Source organism: Oribacterium sp. HCP28S3_H8, from assembly GCF_052064775.1.
Lineage (GTDB): Bacteria > Bacillota > Clostridia > Lachnospirales > Lachnospiraceae > Oribacterium.
The window spans coordinates 1-15,840 of sequence record NZ_JBQHUZ010000010.1; the positions used below are offsets into that span (position 1 = coordinate 1).

Here is a 15,840-nt window from a genome sequence, read left to right on the forward strand (position 1 = left end):
CAAAACGGGATTTTCGTTTACAAAAGGGGAATCTCGCTTACAAAACAGGAATCTCATTTACAAAATGGGATTCTTGGAGTACAAACGGGACTCTCGGGTTGCTATTTACCTAAAGCTTACAAAATCGCAGATCAAATACGATAGATTGCAATAAATAGAAACGATATGAAATGATATGAATCCAAATACTTAAAATTGACAAATTGAGCAAAAAACTCCTGATTTTCAGTCGATTTATGGATTGTATCTCTGAGACGCTTCTATTATGATAGGCACGTGAGTTGAGAGATGACTCATTTAAAAAAGGTAATGATTGTTTTTACATAAGAAAGCGAGGAATTAAAATGAAAGTAGGATTTCTTGGACTTGGTATTATGGGACGTCCGATGGCTAAGAACCTTGTAAAGGCAGGCCATGATGTAATGGTTTTTGACTTTAAGCAGGAGGCTATTGACGATCTTGTATCCTGCGGCGCTAAGGCTGGTAAGTGCGGCAGAGATCTGGCTGAGTTTGCAGACGTTGTAATTACAATGGTTCCGAACTCTCCTCATGTTCGTGCAGCTGTATTTAACAAGGATGGTCTTGCAGAGGGCTTCCGCAAGGGTGAGTCTATCCTCATTGATATGTCTTCTATCGATCCGGTTGAGTCAAAGAAGATCGGTGCAGATCTTGAGAAGATCGGCGTAGATATGCTGGATGCTCCTGTTTCCGGTGGTGAGCCAAAGGCTATTGACGGAACTCTTTCTGTCATGGTTGGTGGTAAGAAGGAGAGCTTTGATAAGTACTATGATCTCCTTATGGTTATGGCAGGTTCTGTAGTTTATGTTGGACCTTTGGGATCCGGCAACGTTGCAAAGCTTGCTAACCAGATGGTTGTAGCTGCCAACATCGGTATTGTTGCAGAGGCTCTTACCTTTGCCAAGAAGGCCGGTACAGATCCTGAGCTTGTATATCAGGCAATCCGCGGCGGTCTTGCAGGCTCCACAGTTATGGATGCCAAGGCTCCGATGATGCTTGCAGGCAACTACAAGCCAGGCTTCAGAATTGATCTGCACATCAAGGATCTTACCAATGCTCTGAATGCCGCACATGCCATCAATATGCCGGTTCCTATGACCGCTCATATGATGGAGGTTATGCAGGAGCTTAAGAACCATGATGAGGGTTCCTGCGATCACGATGATATCGTTAAGTACTATGAGAGAATGACTGGCGTATCCATCGTTAAGGACAACAAGTAATTTCATCAGAGCTGCGAGAGCATTTCTGAATTATGAGTAAGGAAGCCCGGCACCCGAGCGTTATTGTATCGACGTCGGGTGCCGGGCTTTTTGCATCCAAAATACGAATTTATATTTTCTGCGTGTAAATTCTTCTGTGAAAGGATCAGTAATATGAATACAGATTTTATTAAGGGCGTTGTTGTCCCGATCATCACCGTCATCGACAAGGATGAAAAAATCGATGAAGCCGGTATGAGGAAACAGGTTGACTTTGTGATCAATGGTGGACTGCAGGGTATCCTGGCATTTGGCTCCAATGGTGAGTTCTACCAGATTGAGGAAGACGAAATGGAGCGAGGTCTTAAGATCATGGTAGATCAGGCGGACGGCAGAGTACCTGTATATTTTGGCATTGGTGCGATCAATACCAAAAAGGCAGTACGGCTTGCCAAGATGGCGGTTGCCAATGGCGCAGCATGCGTTTCTGTACTGCAGCCGATGTTCCTTAAGCCGACACATGATGAGCTGTATCTGCATTTTAAGACGATTGCAGAGGCAATTCCGGAGACTCCAGTGCTTCTTTATAATAACCCCGGACGTGTAGGATACGGTATGACTGCAGATCTTGTCACCGAGCTTGCACATGATGTAGACAATATTGTAGGTATGAAGGATACCTCCGGTGACATCACTCTGACAGAGGAGTGTGTCCGCAGAAACCGTGATGTAAATTTCAAGGTCTTTGGAGGTAAGGATACCCTGCTTTATGCATCCCTCTGCGTTGGTGCTGTCGGCGGCGTATGTACCGCTGGTAACTTTATGCCAGGTCTCATCGAGGATGTATATCAGAAATTTGCAGCCGGAGATTTTGAGGGCTCACGCGAAGCACAGTTCAAGCTTAATCCGGTTCGTCTTGCGATGGATAAGGCTTCGTTCCCTGTGGCAGCCAAGGATATGGCTAACATTCGCGGTCAGGAGGTTGGCGACCCGTATCTTCCGTCACTTCCGACCACCAATGCGGCAACACTTGAGTATTTTAAAAAGGTTATGAAAGAGGCAGGGCTGATCTGACAGATCCCCCGTTTATCTATGTGAGGCAGTGAGACGGGAGTCCCGCTGCCTTTTATGTTAAGAGACAGATTTGTTAAGAGGTAGATTATGAAGCATAATGTATTACTTGCCAACGGTGTAACGGTCCCGGCGCTTGGACAGGGCACCTGGTATCTTGGAGAGCAGCGGAACCGCCGGCAGCAGGAGATTGAAGGTATCCGAAAGGGTGTGGAAGCCGGCATGACGCTGATAGATACAGCGGAAATGTATGGCAACGGCGCTGCGGAGGACATGCTGGGTGAGGCGATCAGCACACTGGACCGCTCTCAGCTGTTTCTTGTTTCCAAGGTTCTGCCCGGAAATGCAGGAGGCACGCGGATGCGTCGCGCTCTGGAGGGAAGTCTCTCCCGCATGGGTGTGAAGTATCTGGATCTGTATCTCTATCACTGGAGAGGCCGGTATCCGCTGCAGGAAACGGTAGACCGCCTTGAGGAGCTTAAGGCTGAGGGGCTGATCAAGGCCTGGGGCGTTTCCAATTTTGACATTGATGATATGGAGGAGCTCTGGAGACTTCCGGGAGGCCAGAACTGTCTTGTGAATCAGGTGCTCTACCATACCGGCTCCCGCGGAATTGAGTACTCTTTGCTTCCGTGGATGCTTAAGCATAATGTGGCTCTTATGTCATACTGTCCGCTCGCACAGGCGGGGTCTCTCAGAAATGGGCTTTTCCGTAACCGGACACTCGTGGAGCTTGCGGAGAAATATCATGCGACGGTACCGCAGATTCTGCTGGCATGGAACATTCGCAATGGACACACGATCGCAATCCCGAGAAGCTCAAAGGCAGAGCATACCTTGGACAATGCCAAGGCGGACCAGATCATACTCACAGCCGAGGATCTTGCGGCAATTGACCGGGCATATCCGGCTCCGACACATAAGGAATATCTCGACATGCAGTAGAGGGCACAAATCAGTTTTTTTGATAATATTGTTTCAGTTCTTTGATGGCGGCATCCAGTATGGGGGATGCCGCCATTTTTTGATAGATGCAGACAAGATTAAAATAATAAGGCTCAGAAAAAGAAACGAGAGTCAGAGAGTCTTTTTTCAACAGTGAGCGTGGCAGGATGGTGTTGCAGATACCTTGAGTTACCAGCGTAAGCGAAATGGATATGTCGTTACTTTCCGCATAGATTTCCGGATATTGGTTAAGCTGGGAAAAGATCCGATTGCACATTTCTCTGAGATAGGAGTGCTCTGCAGGGAGAACCATTGGCAGATTTATATTTATTGTTTGTGAGCCGGAAACAATGACAAGCTCATCTCTTAGGACCTGTGTATAGGTGTAAAAATCCTGCTGCTGATAAATATCGGGAATCAGTGCCATGTCTATAGTTCCCAGGGAGAGCGCATTGCGTGTGCCCTCTGTGGTGTCACTTGAAACTTCAATTACAGCCTGAGAAAACTGTTTCCGGAGAGCTGGCAGAACATCGAGATAGATGTCGGACTGAAGATAAGGCGCAATAGAAAAGTGGAAACGAAGCACTTTGTTTTCCGAGAGAAGATCCATCTGTGCTTTTGCCAGACTTTCTGTACGTAGAATTGTACGTGCACCGTTCAGGTAGATTTTACCGGCATCGGTCAGTACCATGCGGCGTCGCTCCTCTCGGAAAAGAGGAGGAAGTCCTTCTTTTTTTAATTTCGCTAGCTGTTGGGAAAGAGCGGACTGGGTAATAAAGAGCCGATCAGCGGCAGCTGAAAGCTGGCCTGCCTCGGCAATTGCGATAATGTATTGAAGCTGTCTGGTATCCATTAAATGCCTCCAAATTCTTGAATGATGCTTCGGGAAATTTTATTGAAATAGATATTCATGCCGGCATTGGTATTACACATGCCGGAGTCACGCAGCAGGAGGAATATAAAGTAGCGTTCTTCTGTGCTCAGAATTCTGCCTTTTTTATAAAATATGCCGATAAAGCTTTGCACTGGAGGCCAGGTGGAGAAATAGACTCGGTTCTCGTGCGCTTTGCAGAAAGAACGGGGAATGAACCCGATCCCGATGCCGCTTTTCAGCATTTCATTCACAAGGATTGCGCTGTTGCTTTCATACACAATGGTCGGCGTAAAGTGATAGCGTTCCATGTAGGCTTCGATTAATTTCCGGTTTGTTGTACCGGAACCCCACATTACAAAAGGTGCATCTGACAGATCTGTAAAATTGATGACTGGGAAAAAGTCACCGGAATCATTACTTCGTGCCGCAGCAGGATGTGACAGCGGTACTGCAAGACACATGGGCTCATAAGATGAGGAAGCAAAAGAAAACAGCTCTTCGTCTTTAGGCAGCAGGGATCCGATGGCAAGATCCAGTTGACCTGAGAGAAGATCGGATTTCATATCTGTCATATATTCCTCTTTTAAATTTACCTGTATTTCCGGGTACCGGTCATTGAAGCTATGAAAGATCCGGCTGAAAACCTGAGTTCCGCGGTAAGGAGTAACACCTACATTGAGGAAACGTTGAGCAGGGGCATGGAGCCTTGAAATGGCGGCTAAAGTGCGCTGCTCAGTCTCCAGCATTTTGCGACAGGCGGTCAGATAGATTTTGCCGGCTTCTGTGGGGATATAAGTTTTCTGGACTTTATCAAATAGCTTGTGCTCCGCTTCAAGCTCGGCAGATATAAGAAACTTGGTTAAGGCGGGCTGTGAGATTCCCAGACTTTGCGCGGCCTTGGACAGAGTTTTATATTGTTCGATTGCGATCAGATAATTACAGGTCTTAGTATTCATGTAAAAGATTTATAACCTTTGCTAATAAATATGATAACTATTTCAGGATTGTTTGCCTTAGGCCCGCAACGTATAATAAGGACAATATGAAACGTCAGTGAAAGCGCTGCGGTTAAGAATATACTAAGTATAATACAGCAGATGATACAATAAAAGTGGTATTTTGTATGAGGATTTATCTGCTGAAATAATAACTAATACTTATATTTTATCGGCTTTTTTTCATGGGAGGATTTTTATGAAAAAGAAACTTGTATCAGGACTTGTCCTTGCGGCAATGTCAATGAGCGTACTGGCAGGATGCGGAAACAGTTCTACACCTAATGCGGGAACTACGGCAGCAGCATCTACAGCAGGAACTACAGCATCAGCAGATGCCAAAACAACTGATAGCAGTGCAGCAGCAGAGACTGGTTCAAAAGCTGCATCCGGAGATGCTGCAAGTGTTGATGTCAGCTCAGTATGGCCGGATGGGACAACCGTGTATGTGGATGTACCGGCAAAAGCAGGTGGTGGTACGGATCTATATACTCGTTATCTGACACAGGCACTCCAGGAGGTATGTCCAAAGGTTAATTTCGTGGTAACAAACTATGATACCGGTGAAGTTGGCATGCAGCATACCAAGAATGCCAAGCCAGATGGCAAGACACTAAATGTTTCTCATGGCGGCGGAATCATCCAGTATTTTACCGGAGCATCGCAGACTTCTATGAAGGATGACCTTACGGTTGTTGGTCTCGTAAATCAGGGCGGTCCGCAGGCAATTATCGCTAATCCGGATGCAGAATATACAAACTTCACCGAACTTGCCGACTATATCAAAGCACATCCGGGAGAGCTGACGGTAGGATGCTCACTGGGTGGTACAACGCAGGTGCTCTTCACTTCTCTTATTGAGGAGTTGGTCGGTGACACAAAGCTGGTTAATTTTGTACAGTGCTCTTCGGAAGCAGATAAGCTGACACAGGTTGCCTCCAAGGCTATCAACATTGCAAACTGTTCGATTCCTAACGCCAAGGACTATGATGCAGATGGGAAGCTGACAATCCTCGGTACCCTTGGCCCAAAGGCATCTACACTCGAGTCAATGAGTGAACTGTTAGGTGAGGATCTGGATAAGAAATTTGCGTCTACAGTTGAGCAGGGTGTGAACTGTACCTGGGATTCTAATTATTATCTGCTTGCTCCTGCGGGCTTATCGGATGAGGCGGCACAGGCAATCAATAGTGCGGTTATGGCAGCAGAAAAGCAGCAGTCCTTTACAGATGGCAATAAAAAGATGGCAACATTTGCAGAACCGGTAAATCTGGAGGATGCAAGAGCAGCATTTGATAAAGAATGGTCTTCACTTGATGAGCTTGTCGGATCCATGGGACTTAAAAAGAGATAATCTGTACAGGTAAGTAGCTTTGAGTTCTGTATCATAATGCCCGGTGCGCTTTATGCCGCCGGGCATTTCTCAGAAAGGGGATGGACATATGAAAAAGATAAATCGTACGTATGTTATGGGAGTATTTACACTTATCGTCGCCGCCTTGATAGGATATGGCACGTCCAAGGTCCCGGAGATGCTTGTATCCAATGAACCAGGTCCAAGACTATTTCCGTATATTTCTGCCATTGGCCTTGCGGTGTTTGCGGTTCTGTCCATGATATTTGACGGTCCGGGAGAGGATAACAAACCGTATCTTGATCATGCCGGATATATCAGGCTGATCGTGATCATGGCAGAGTGTCTCGCATTTGCCGTTTTTATGAATCTGATCGGATTCTGGATCACCGGAGTGGCAGGACTTTTTGCTTTTATCTGGACACTCAAAGGAGACAAAAAAATCAATGTGGCAGTCTGCCTGATTTTCTGCATTGTTTTGTCAAGTATCTGCTATTTTGGATTTACCAGAGGCTTTAACATTCCACTGCCGAAGGGTAGTATTTGGGAGTCCGTAGGTATTTCTATGATATAAGCGAGGAAGGAGACTGAAAATGGCTGATTATTTAACTGCGTTAGGCACTCTGATGCAGCCGATGAATTTCATCATGATGTACATCTGTACCGTTGTTGGCGCAATCCTCGGCGCAATTCCAGGACTGTCTGGTGGACTGGGGATTACGTTGATCCTTCCGATGACCTTTGCCATGAGTACCGAGCTTAGCTTTTCCATGCTGGTCGGAATGTATGTTGGAGGTGTGTCCGGATCATTTATTGCAGCGGTGCTTGTAGGCATTCCGGGATCAGGCGCTTCCATCGCCACCTGCTACGATGGTTATCCGATGACTAAAAAAGGTAAGGCCGGCAAGGCTCTGTCGATTGGTATCACCGCATCGTTCCTTGGTACATTTATCTCAATCATTGTGGCAACTCTTTGCTCGACGTATATCGCGGATATTGCTTTGAAGCTTGGCCCATGGGAATATTTCTCGCTTTGTCTGATGGCGATTACCATGGTTGTCGGATTATCCAACGGCTCTGTTTTCAAAGGCATGATTGCAGCATTTTTAGGACTGTTTTTTGCATGTGTCGGTACCGATTCTGTCACCAATCAGATGAGATTTACCTTTGATAACTATAACTTATTTGGGGGCATCAATGTGGTATGTCTTTTGATGGGTACATTTGCACTGCAGCAGGTTGCAACAAGCTATGCCAAGGGTGAGCAGGAAATGCCTAAGGTTGACAGTCAGGGACTATCTGGACTGGGCCTGACATTAAAGGATTTTAAAGACAATTTCCGAGTCATCTGTGTTTCGATGCTCATTGGACTGTGGATTGGATTTCTGCCTGGTATGGGTTCCGGTATTTCCAATATCATTGCATATGGACAGGCAAAGAAGATGTCAAAGCATCCGGAACTGTTTGGAACCGGTGTGGATGAAGGCGTCTGGGCAACAGAGGTTGCTAACAATGCTGGTGTGGGAGGGGCCATTATCCCGATGATCTCACTAGGTATTCCGGGAGATTCGACTACGGTACTACTCATGTCTGCCATGACGATTCATGGACTGCAGCCGGGTCCGATGTTTATCCAGACCAATCCGGTGCTGGCAGATCTGATTTTTGCAACGGTCCTTATTTCAGCAATTGCAATTTTTATTACAGAGCTGTTCACCAAGAAATTCTTCCCGCTTCTTTTGAGAGCACCGTATCATTACTTATATAGTGCAATTCTGGTAATTGCTTTCATGGGAGCTTTTTCCGCAACGACTTCTATGTTTTCGGTTTATCTGGTATTGTTCTTTGGACTTGTCGGGGTTATTATGGATTTCTTTGGACTGCCGATGACTCCGCTGATGCTTGCTTTTATCCTGGGTGGTAAGATTGAGAGCTATTTCCGTATGGGCGTATCATATGGTAAGGGTGATTATTCTCTATTCTTTACCCGTCCCATCTCGTTGATCTTTATCATTATAACGATCTATAGCTTATTTGGACCGCTGGTACGCAAAGTTCTCAAAGCGCATAAGGCAAAGACTGCTTGAAGTGCAGAGAATTGACTGATGTATTTTAAGGCAAATTAAGTGTAATTGACGAGATCTGTAAATTCAGGAAAGGTGGTAAGCGACATGCTTACAGAGGAAAGAAAGGCAGTGCTGATTGAAGCATTGCGCGGACATAGCGTTGCGGTGGAACATATTACAGAGGAGTATAGTAAATATCTGGAGAGCTGTGCCCGAGAGGAGATTACATTGGAAACCTCCGGTGGGGCGATGAAGGTATATGTGTTTACTGCTAAGAATCGTATAGAAAACTGTCCGGTTTATATTAATGTGCACGGCGGCGGTTTTGTACGCCCGCATGAAAAAAGAGATGAGATATGGTCATGCAAGGTTGCGGACGCCCTTAAGGGTATTGCGGTAGATCTTGATTACAGCCTTGCTCCGGAATACCCATATCCTACTGCGGTAAATCAGTGTTATGACGCTGTGAAATGGGTGTTTTCTATGCTGACGAGCTGGGATGCTGATCCAAAGCGTGTCTCCATGGGAGGCTACAGCGCTGGAGCTAATCTTACGGCAGTTACCGCGCTTAAAGCCAATGAAACAAAGGAGTTCAGACTCTGCTGCGAGGTTTTGGGATATGGGTGCTTTGATATGGCAACGAATCCTTCAGATAAACCGGATGCAGAGCACAATCTGATCCCTGCGGAGCGGGGACGCATGTTTAATGAGTGTTACACGGAGCTGGACCCGGAAAAACTGGCATCACCTTATTGCAGCCCAATTAAGGCAGATGAAAAGATGCTTCGTGGCCTTCCGGATACACTCATAATTGCAGCAAGCCGTGATAATTTTCGTTTTGAAGACGCTGACTATGCCAGGAAGCTGTTCCTGGCGGGGGTTAAAGTGACGGCAAAAGTATTTCCGGATGCAGATCATGGTTTTATCATTCATTGCTCCGGACCATGGCAGGAAGGGCAGCAGTTGATTATTAAGTATCTCCAGTCTGCAGGCCTGTAAATATTTGTTAATCCTCTCTTGGAAACCCGGGTAAGTCAAGTACTCACCCGAGTTTCCGGGGATTTGAACAGCAATATAAAGAAATTTATAGAAGTATAAAGAGATTATTTGGAAGGAAAATGTATGCGTACAATCATCGAACCGGGTAAAAAGCGTAAAAGCATCAATTTTATAGACAGTATAGTATATTCTAAGGTTAAGGATCTGAATGGAAATGATCTTGACCTTGAAATGTCTATTATGCTGCAAAATGGCAACAGTGAGATGCGCCTTGCCATGGGGGTTGCGGATGAGGAGGATAAGACTCCAAAACCTGCAATTTTGTGGGTGCCGGGAGGTGGATACCGCGGCTGCGATAAAAACCTGATGGTCGCCGAAATGGAATTTCTCGCCGATGCAGGATATGTGGTTGCATCAATGTATTACAGAAGTTCTGCAGAGGGACATATGCCGGATCAGATTATAGATGTAAAGACAGCCATCAGATTTTTGAGGGCGCATGCAGCAGAATATGAGATTGATCCAAAGCGTATAGGAATTATCGGACGCTCCGCAGGAGGACATCTTGCGGCTTTAGCAGATATGAATCTTGATCAATGGCATGAAGGTGAGTGGCTGGATTACAGTGACGAGGTACAAGCCTGCATTGATATGTTTGGGCCGGTGGACGTTCCGGGGCTTTTGCGTTTTGAAGAGCAGGAATATAACAGAGATCCGGAGCATTACCGGTGGAAAAACGTTGCCGAATCTCATGGTGGTGCTTTAATGGGAGGAGATTATAACGAGGATATGATCAAGAGAGCTGAGCGGATTAGCCCGCCATACTTGATCAATGACCGTATGGCACCGATTTTGATTCTGCATGGAGATGCGGATAAGTTGGTTCCGGTAGATATAAGTGAGGATTTTTACCAGAAAATTGTTGACGCCGGTCTGGAAGATCGTGCGGATTTGTATATCCTCCATAAAGCAGGACATGGAACCAAGGACTTTTTCCAGCCATCTGTCAAGAGACTTATGCTGCAGTTTTTTGATGATAAATTAAACCATAAAGTATGCTAGGGCAAATGCAAATAGATTAGAACAACGAGTGGACCACTGAAGCTGCAGGTGTGTCCACTCGCTTTTTTATTTATTCAGGTTGTCAAATCAGGCAGAATTGCATATAATAATGTTACAGACTGTAACATCAAAAAATTTAATTTTAAAGATTATAGAAAGGAATCCTGATAATTTATCAGAATGAGGTGACTGGATATGAGCAGCATAGGACATTCAGCAGCCAGATTAGCGGCATCTAAGGCAATTGACGTTGTGTTAAAAGACGTAGATAAGAACCGCGGGCAGGGTGTATGCAGACTGATTGATCTGATGGAAAAATATATGTCAGATGAAAAGCCGGATGTGGATTTTGATAAGGCACGGGATTTTGTCAATAATAAAGACAGTGTCTTAAATAAATACATTAACCGTGTGCTGAACGAGGTAGATCCACATGTATTAAAAACCTTGGCGTTGAATCTAGGATTTGAATCCTTTTTGTACGGAACAAAAACGATCCGTAAGATGCGTGCCAAGTACCATTGCAATGTTCCGTGGCTGATTCTGATGGATCCGACCAGTGCATGTAACCTGCATTGTACCGGATGCTGGGCTGCAGAGTATGGTAATAAATTGAATCTTACGCTGGAAGAAATGGATAGTGTGATCCGTCAGGGTAATGAGCTTGGCGTATATTTCTATATGTATACCGGTGGAGAGCCACTGGTGAGGAAGGCGGATCTTATTAAACTCTGTGAAATGCACCCGGATTGTGCGTTTCTTGCCTTTACCAATGGTACGCTTGTGGATCAAGCTTTCTGTGATGAGCTTAAGAGAGTCGGAAACCTGTATCTCGCGATCAGTCTTGAGGGATTTTCCGAAGTGAATGATTTACGGAGAGGGCAGGGAGTCTTTGGCAAAGTTATGCATGCCATGGATCTTATGAAGCAGAATGGTCTGGTTTTTGGTACATCCATCTGCTATACCTCTAAAAACTACGAGGTCGTTACAAGTGACGAATTTGTAGATCTTATGATAAATAAAGGCTGCAGGTATGCCATGTATTTCCATTACATGCCGGTTGGAAATGATGCGTCTCTTGAGCTTCTGCCGTCACCAGAGCAGAGAACCCTTGTCAAAAACAGGGTGCGTGAGATTCGTAGTCTGACAAAAGGCAAGGGTATCTTTACGATGGACTTCCAGAACGATGGAGAGTTTGTAGGCGGCTGTATCGCCGGAGGCAGAAATTATTTTCATATTAATGCCAATGGTGATGCAGAGCCGTGTGTGTTTATCCACTATTCCAATGCCAATATCCGGACCAGTAATTTACTTGAGATCCTGCACCAGCCGCTGTTTATGGCATACTATGAAAATCAGCCATTTAATAAGAATCATTTACGGCCATGCCCAATGCTGGAAAATCCGGAAATTTTACAGAAGATGGTGAAGGAAACAGGTGCCAGATCCACAGATTTACAGTCGCCGGAGTCTGCAGAACATCTTTGCAGGAAGTGTGAACCGTATGCAGAGCAGTGGAAACCATGCGCGGATAAGCTCTGGGCGGAAACAAAGGTTAAACCTAGTTCCTATGACAATTATAAGGATATGAAGTGACATGCATAATTTGATATATCAATACATGATGGAAAAAGAGAGAGGACGCCTGTATGCCGGATCAAGGCGTAGATAAAGTCACAGATAAAAGCATAAATAAAAGCACAGATAAAAGCCGGCAGAGCAATGCATTTGTGAAACAGAAAATGTATGCAGCCTTACTTCGTCTCCTCCGGAGTAAGGCATTCTCCACCATCAGTGTTTCCGACCTGACGTCTGAAGCGCAGGTTTCGAGGATGTCTTTCTACCGGAATTTTAATTCCATAGAGGATATTTTAACAGAGCATCTGAACGAGCTGATCGTGGAGTATCAGAGAGAGGATGAAAAAATTGATGCTGCCGGGCTTGAAAATATATACTATGGTAAGGAATATATGGTCCATAGCTTTCAATTCTTATATAAGCATCATCAGTTTTTTGATATACTGATATCCTGTGGCATGGGAGATCTGTTTCTATCCAAAATCACGGAATATATGCTGTGGAAATGGGTCATCCCGGAGCATAATACTCGCAAGGATAGCCTGCTTGTCAGTGCTTTTGCAGGCTCCGTGTATAATATGTACCGTGAGTGGAGAAAGGCAGATTATAAGGACAGTCCGGAAGATATCGCCGCTATTTTTTATCATACAGGTAAACGTACGAAGCTGTCTTAAATGAAACATTTTTATAAAAAGGGATAAAGTTCATGGAAAATATCGCACTGCTGGTTCCTAATGATGAGCTTTTTCGTCTTGCACATGATGTACTGCAGGAAATGAAAAAGCAGCTGTTTCTCATGAAAATCATAGAATCCGAGGATTCTGTCACGGAAGCCCGGCAGGCAATTAACCAGGGCGCGGAAATTATTATAGCCCGGGGACTGCAGGCAACGATGATCAAGCAGTATACCAATATCCCGGTTGTGGAAATCGTCACGACTCGTCAGGGTATCCGCGATCTGCTGGAGCGCGCCAAGCGTGTCCTTAAGAAACCTCATCCAAATATTGCAATCGTTATGTTTAAAAACATGGCATGCGATATGTCCGGTCTTGAGGCGGAGTGTGATGTCCGACTTAAAGAGTATTTTGTGCAGAATCCGGAGCTTCTTCAGCCGGCAGCACTGCAGGCGGTCGAGGATAAGGCAGATCTTATCATTGGTGGCAGGACGGTGTCCAGAGTGGCGGATGAGGCAGGAGTTCCGTCTCTGTTTCTTACCAATACCGAGGATGCTGTGGCGGAAGCTATCCGCGAAGCATTTCAGCTTGCGGATACGTTTGAGACGGGAAGCTATCCGTTTACGTCAGGGGAAGATAAAGACAAGATCTCCGGCAAGCGGCCTTTTGTTAATTTCCCATATCAGAGTGCCAGCATGCAGAGAGCCGTGGATCTCGCAGAGACGTTTTCCCGTACAGATTGTCCGAAACTGATCATTGAACCGGTGGGTACCTTGTATCATGCCTTCTGCAAGGCAATGCATAATAAGTCCAGGCACTCCAGTGAGAAGCTTGTGCAGTATGACTGTGTACCGGGACAGGATGCATATAATGATCTGTTTGGACGTAATGGATGTGTAGCTGAGGCTGCTAAGGGAACACTCGAGATCAATTTTATAGAGAATCTGGATCTCAGGTCTCAGAAGAAGCTCTTGGAGATCCTGATGTTTCGTAATGTCATCGTGGTGTCTAAGACACGTGAGCTTGCACCGTATCTTTTGCCAGAGCTTTATGAGAGGCTGGCGGCGTTTGCCATACGGATCCCGGAGCTTAAGGACACACCGGAGGAGATCCCGTATCTTACGGATATCTATATGCAGACCTTGACAGAGCGTTATGGCAAATACCATGTGCTCACAAAAGATGCCATGCAGGTGATCCGGAGTTTCTCCTGGCCCGGGGGACGGATCCAGCTTGAGAGCTTCCTGGAACGTCTGATCATCGCGGAGGATCACAGGAGTATCCGCGCGGAGGAGATTACCGGTCTGTATCAGGAGCTTTATGGTGCGCGTGTAGAAAACTGCACAGATGTATATGTCTCCGGACAGGCACAGGTCCAGATGGATGCAGCAGTGACAAATCCACTTAAAAACCGGAAAACGGCAGCAGATGAGGAGCGGGAGAGAATCCTTAAGGTGCTGACAGAAAACATGGGCAGCCGGGAAAAAACCGCAGAAATGCTGGGGATCAGCAAAACCACTTTGTGGCGGAAACTGAAACAGTATGAACTTCTGTAAGCGCATAATGAAAATATATGAAATAATATGGAACCTTTAGCAAAACTCTCGTCATTTTTAACAGAAAGTGAGGGGGGCTTTGTATCTATTAAGCATTGCTTCTTTTACCAAAATAAAATACAATTTTAATAATTGCATTTTGCTTAGCACCGTAGACTGGCGGCAATGACAGATATATGGCATTTTAAATTCACAGAATGGAGAACATACTATGAAATTTTTATTTGCATCGGATTCGTTTAAGGGGACATTGTCCAGCGATCAGACCATCGCTCTTTTGAGTAAGGCGGCTGCAGAGGTTTTTGGAGAGCTGGAGACCGGAGGAGTGCCGGTAGCTGACGGCGGTGAGGGTACCACGGAGGCAGTGGTAAAAGCCCGCGGCGGTGAGATTGTGCATGTGGATGTGCATGGTCCGCTGATGGAGACAGAGCATGGCTTCTATGGCAGACTGTCTGATACCGAGGCAGTTCTTGAGATGGCAGCGGCGTCCGGACTGCCAATGGTTCCCGAGGATAAAAGAAATCCACTAAATACAACAACGTATGGAACTGGTGAACTTTTAAAAGCGGCACTCGATGCAGGATATACAGACATTTCTATTGCGATCGGAGGCTCCGCAACCAATGACGGAGGGATGGGATTTGCTTCCGCCTTAGGCATTCGCTTCCTTGATAAGGATGGAAATGTGCTGATGGGCAAGGGCGAAGATCTGGAAAAGGTTTGTGATATTGATGTGAGCGGTCTGGATCCGGCGGTTAAAAATGCGCATTTTACGGTTATGTGTGACGTGACCAATCCACTGTGCGGACCGGATGGAGCAACTTATACCTTTGGTAAGCAGAAGGGCGGTACGCCGGAGATTCTGGATCGTCTGGAGAAGGGAATGCAGAACTATCGTGATGTCATTATTCGGAAATTCGGTAAAAATCCGGACGACTATCAAGGTACAGGTGCAGCCGGCGGTCTGGGTACAGCACTGATGATTTATCTTAATGCGGAGATGAAATCCGGTATTGAGACTGTGCTGGATCTCATTGATTTTGATAAGCGCCTGGAAGGCGTGGATCTGGTGGTTACCGGAGAGGGCAGAACCGACTGGCAGAGCTGCTTTGGCAAGGTAATGCAGGGAGTCGGAGATCGTGCCAAAAAGCATCAGGTTCCGGTAGCAGCACTTTGCGGATCCCTGGGGAGAGATTATGACAAGATTTATGCGCACGGCATTGACTCGATCATGACAACCGTAGACGGACCGATGCCACTGGAGGAGGCGCTCTCTAATGCAGAGGAGCTGTATTATAAGGGAGCGGTCCGGATGTTCCGCTTCTTAAAGGCTGGGATGAAGATGGCAAAATAAGTATGCACAGGCAGCTGTATGCTGTTTATGAAAGCAGTGTCAAAATAGTGTAATGATTGCATGCTTATTAACAACATATAACAAGGAGGGAT

Annotated in this window: 14 protein-coding genes; 12 read left to right on the plus strand and 2 right to left on the minus strand. The window is 45.8% G+C overall.

All coding sequences use genetic code 11. The features are described 5' to 3' along the window. Positions 1 to 344 precede the first annotated feature (344 nt). From garR to ACTNEN_RS11295, 3 genes are all read left to right on the plus strand, one after another. Positions 345 to 1,241, plus strand: coding sequence for a 2-hydroxy-3-oxopropionate reductase (garR, locus tag ACTNEN_RS11285; protein ID WP_441206564.1), 897 nt, complete (start codon positions 345 to 347; stop codon positions 1,239 to 1,241). Positions 1,242 to 1,394: 153 nt separating this feature from the next. Then, on the plus strand, positions 1,395 to 2,294 hold the full coding sequence (locus tag ACTNEN_RS11290; RefSeq protein ID WP_441206566.1) for a dihydrodipicolinate synthase family protein: 900 nt from the start codon (positions 1,395 to 1,397) through the stop codon (positions 2,292 to 2,294). A gap of 87 nt (positions 2,295 to 2,381) precedes the next feature. Beyond that, the gene (locus tag ACTNEN_RS11295) at positions 2,382 to 3,236 is read left to right on the plus strand and encodes an aldo/keto reductase (protein WP_441206567.1); all 855 of its coding nucleotides are present in this window, start codon (positions 2,382 to 2,384) and stop codon (positions 3,234 to 3,236) included. Positions 3,237 to 3,246: 10 nt separating this feature from the next. On the opposite strand, the gene ACTNEN_RS11300 is transcribed toward ACTNEN_RS11295, so the two are convergent. Both ACTNEN_RS11300 and ACTNEN_RS11305 read right to left on the minus strand, forming a co-directional pair. Next, positions 3,247 to 4,089, minus strand: coding sequence for a LysR family transcriptional regulator (locus ACTNEN_RS11300; protein ID WP_441206568.1), 843 nt, complete (start codon positions 4,087 to 4,089; stop codon positions 3,247 to 3,249). Next, positions 4,089 to 5,066 (minus strand): LysR family transcriptional regulator, encoded by a 978-nt coding sequence (locus ACTNEN_RS11305; protein ID WP_441206570.1) that lies wholly within the window; start codon positions 5,064 to 5,066, stop codon positions 4,089 to 4,091. Before ACTNEN_RS11305 ends, ACTNEN_RS11300 begins: the two co-directional genes overlap by 1 nt. A 238-nt stretch (positions 5,067 to 5,304) precedes the next feature. Between ACTNEN_RS11305 and ACTNEN_RS11310 the strand changes: the two genes are divergently transcribed. The 9 genes from ACTNEN_RS11310 (at position 5,305) to ACTNEN_RS11350 (ending at position 15,748) form a co-directional block, all read left to right on the plus strand. Then, a complete protein-coding gene (locus ACTNEN_RS11310; RefSeq protein ID WP_441206571.1) occupies positions 5,305 to 6,459 on the plus strand; it encodes a tripartite tricarboxylate transporter substrate-binding protein in 1,155 nt (384 codons plus the stop codon). Between the two features lie 88 nt (positions 6,460 to 6,547). Then, positions 6,548 to 7,033 (plus strand): tripartite tricarboxylate transporter TctB family protein, encoded by a 486-nt coding sequence (locus ACTNEN_RS11315; RefSeq protein WP_441206572.1) that lies wholly within the window; start codon positions 6,548 to 6,550, stop codon positions 7,031 to 7,033. Positions 7,034 to 7,052: 19 nt separating this feature from the next. Next, the gene (locus ACTNEN_RS11320) at positions 7,053 to 8,546 is read left to right on the plus strand and encodes a tripartite tricarboxylate transporter permease (RefSeq protein WP_441206573.1); all 1,494 of its coding nucleotides are present in this window, start codon (positions 7,053 to 7,055) and stop codon (positions 8,544 to 8,546) included. 84 nt (positions 8,547 to 8,630) lie between these two features. Further along, positions 8,631 to 9,524 (plus strand): alpha/beta hydrolase, encoded by an 894-nt coding sequence (locus tag ACTNEN_RS11325; RefSeq protein ID WP_441206574.1) that lies wholly within the window; start codon positions 8,631 to 8,633, stop codon positions 9,522 to 9,524. Between the two features lie 123 nt (positions 9,525 to 9,647). Then, positions 9,648 to 10,586 carry a prolyl oligopeptidase family serine peptidase gene (locus ACTNEN_RS11330; RefSeq protein WP_441206575.1) on the plus strand — a complete coding sequence of 313 codons (939 nt, stop codon included), beginning with the start codon at positions 9,648 to 9,650 and terminating at the stop codon, positions 10,584 to 10,586. 195 nt (positions 10,587 to 10,781) lie between these two features. Beyond that, complete coding sequence (locus ACTNEN_RS11335) at positions 10,782 to 12,182, plus strand: radical SAM protein (RefSeq protein WP_441206576.1); 1,401 nt, start codon at positions 10,782 to 10,784, stop codon at positions 12,180 to 12,182. 53 nt (positions 12,183 to 12,235) lie between these two features. After that, positions 12,236 to 12,838 carry a TetR/AcrR family transcriptional regulator gene (locus ACTNEN_RS11340; protein WP_441206577.1) on the plus strand — a complete coding sequence of 201 codons (603 nt, stop codon included), beginning with the start codon at positions 12,236 to 12,238 and terminating at the stop codon, positions 12,836 to 12,838. 32 nt (positions 12,839 to 12,870) lie between these two features. Then, entirely contained in the window at positions 12,871 to 14,394 is a 1,524-nt protein-coding gene (locus tag ACTNEN_RS11345) for a PrpR N-terminal domain-containing protein (protein WP_441206578.1), read from the plus strand. A gap of 211 nt (positions 14,395 to 14,605) precedes the next feature. Beyond that, the gene (locus ACTNEN_RS11350; protein WP_441206579.1) at positions 14,606 to 15,748 is read left to right on the plus strand and encodes a glycerate kinase family protein; all 1,143 of its coding nucleotides are present in this window, start codon (positions 14,606 to 14,608) and stop codon (positions 15,746 to 15,748) included. Positions 15,749 to 15,840 lie beyond the last annotated feature (92 nt).

What these genes read in the sequence shown, in the direction of transcription:
- ACTNEN_RS11340 (WP_441206577.1), top strand. Translation starts at nt 12,236, where the DNA reads ATGCCGGATCAAGGCGTAGATAAAGTCACAGATAAAAGCATAAATAAA.
- ACTNEN_RS11335 (WP_441206576.1), top strand. Translation starts at nt 10,782, where the DNA reads ATGAGCAGCATAGGACATTCAGCAGCCAGATTAGCGGCATCTAAGGCA.
- ACTNEN_RS11330 (WP_441206575.1), top strand. Translation starts at nt 9,648, where the DNA reads ATGCGTACAATCATCGAACCGGGTAAAAAGCGTAAAAGCATCAATTTT.
- ACTNEN_RS11325 (WP_441206574.1), top strand. Translation starts at nt 8,631, where the DNA reads ATGCTTACAGAGGAAAGAAAGGCAGTGCTGATTGAAGCATTGCGCGGA.
- ACTNEN_RS11290 (WP_441206566.1), top strand. Translation starts at nt 1,395, where the DNA reads ATGAATACAGATTTTATTAAGGGCGTTGTTGTCCCGATCATCACCGTC.
- ACTNEN_RS11295 (WP_441206567.1), top strand. Translation starts at nt 2,382, where the DNA reads ATGAAGCATAATGTATTACTTGCCAACGGTGTAACGGTCCCGGCGCTT.
- ACTNEN_RS11350 (WP_441206579.1), top strand. Translation starts at nt 14,606, where the DNA reads ATGAAATTTTTATTTGCATCGGATTCGTTTAAGGGGACATTGTCCAGC.
- ACTNEN_RS11310 (WP_441206571.1), top strand. Translation starts at nt 5,305, where the DNA reads ATGAAAAAGAAACTTGTATCAGGACTTGTCCTTGCGGCAATGTCAATG.
- ACTNEN_RS11345 (WP_441206578.1), top strand. Translation starts at nt 12,871, where the DNA reads ATGGAAAATATCGCACTGCTGGTTCCTAATGATGAGCTTTTTCGTCTT.
- garR (WP_441206564.1), top strand. Translation starts at nt 345, where the DNA reads ATGAAAGTAGGATTTCTTGGACTTGGTATTATGGGACGTCCGATGGCT.
- ACTNEN_RS11300 (WP_441206568.1), bottom strand. Translation starts at nt 4,089, where the DNA reads ATGGATACCAGACAGCTTCAATACATTATCGCAATTGCCGAGGCAGGC.
- ACTNEN_RS11305 (WP_441206570.1), bottom strand. Translation starts at nt 5,066, where the DNA reads ATGAATACTAAGACCTGTAATTATCTGATCGCAATCGAACAATATAAA.
- ACTNEN_RS11320 (WP_441206573.1), top strand. Translation starts at nt 7,053, where the DNA reads ATGGCTGATTATTTAACTGCGTTAGGCACTCTGATGCAGCCGATGAAT.
- ACTNEN_RS11315 (WP_441206572.1), top strand. Translation starts at nt 6,548, where the DNA reads ATGAAAAAGATAAATCGTACGTATGTTATGGGAGTATTTACACTTATC.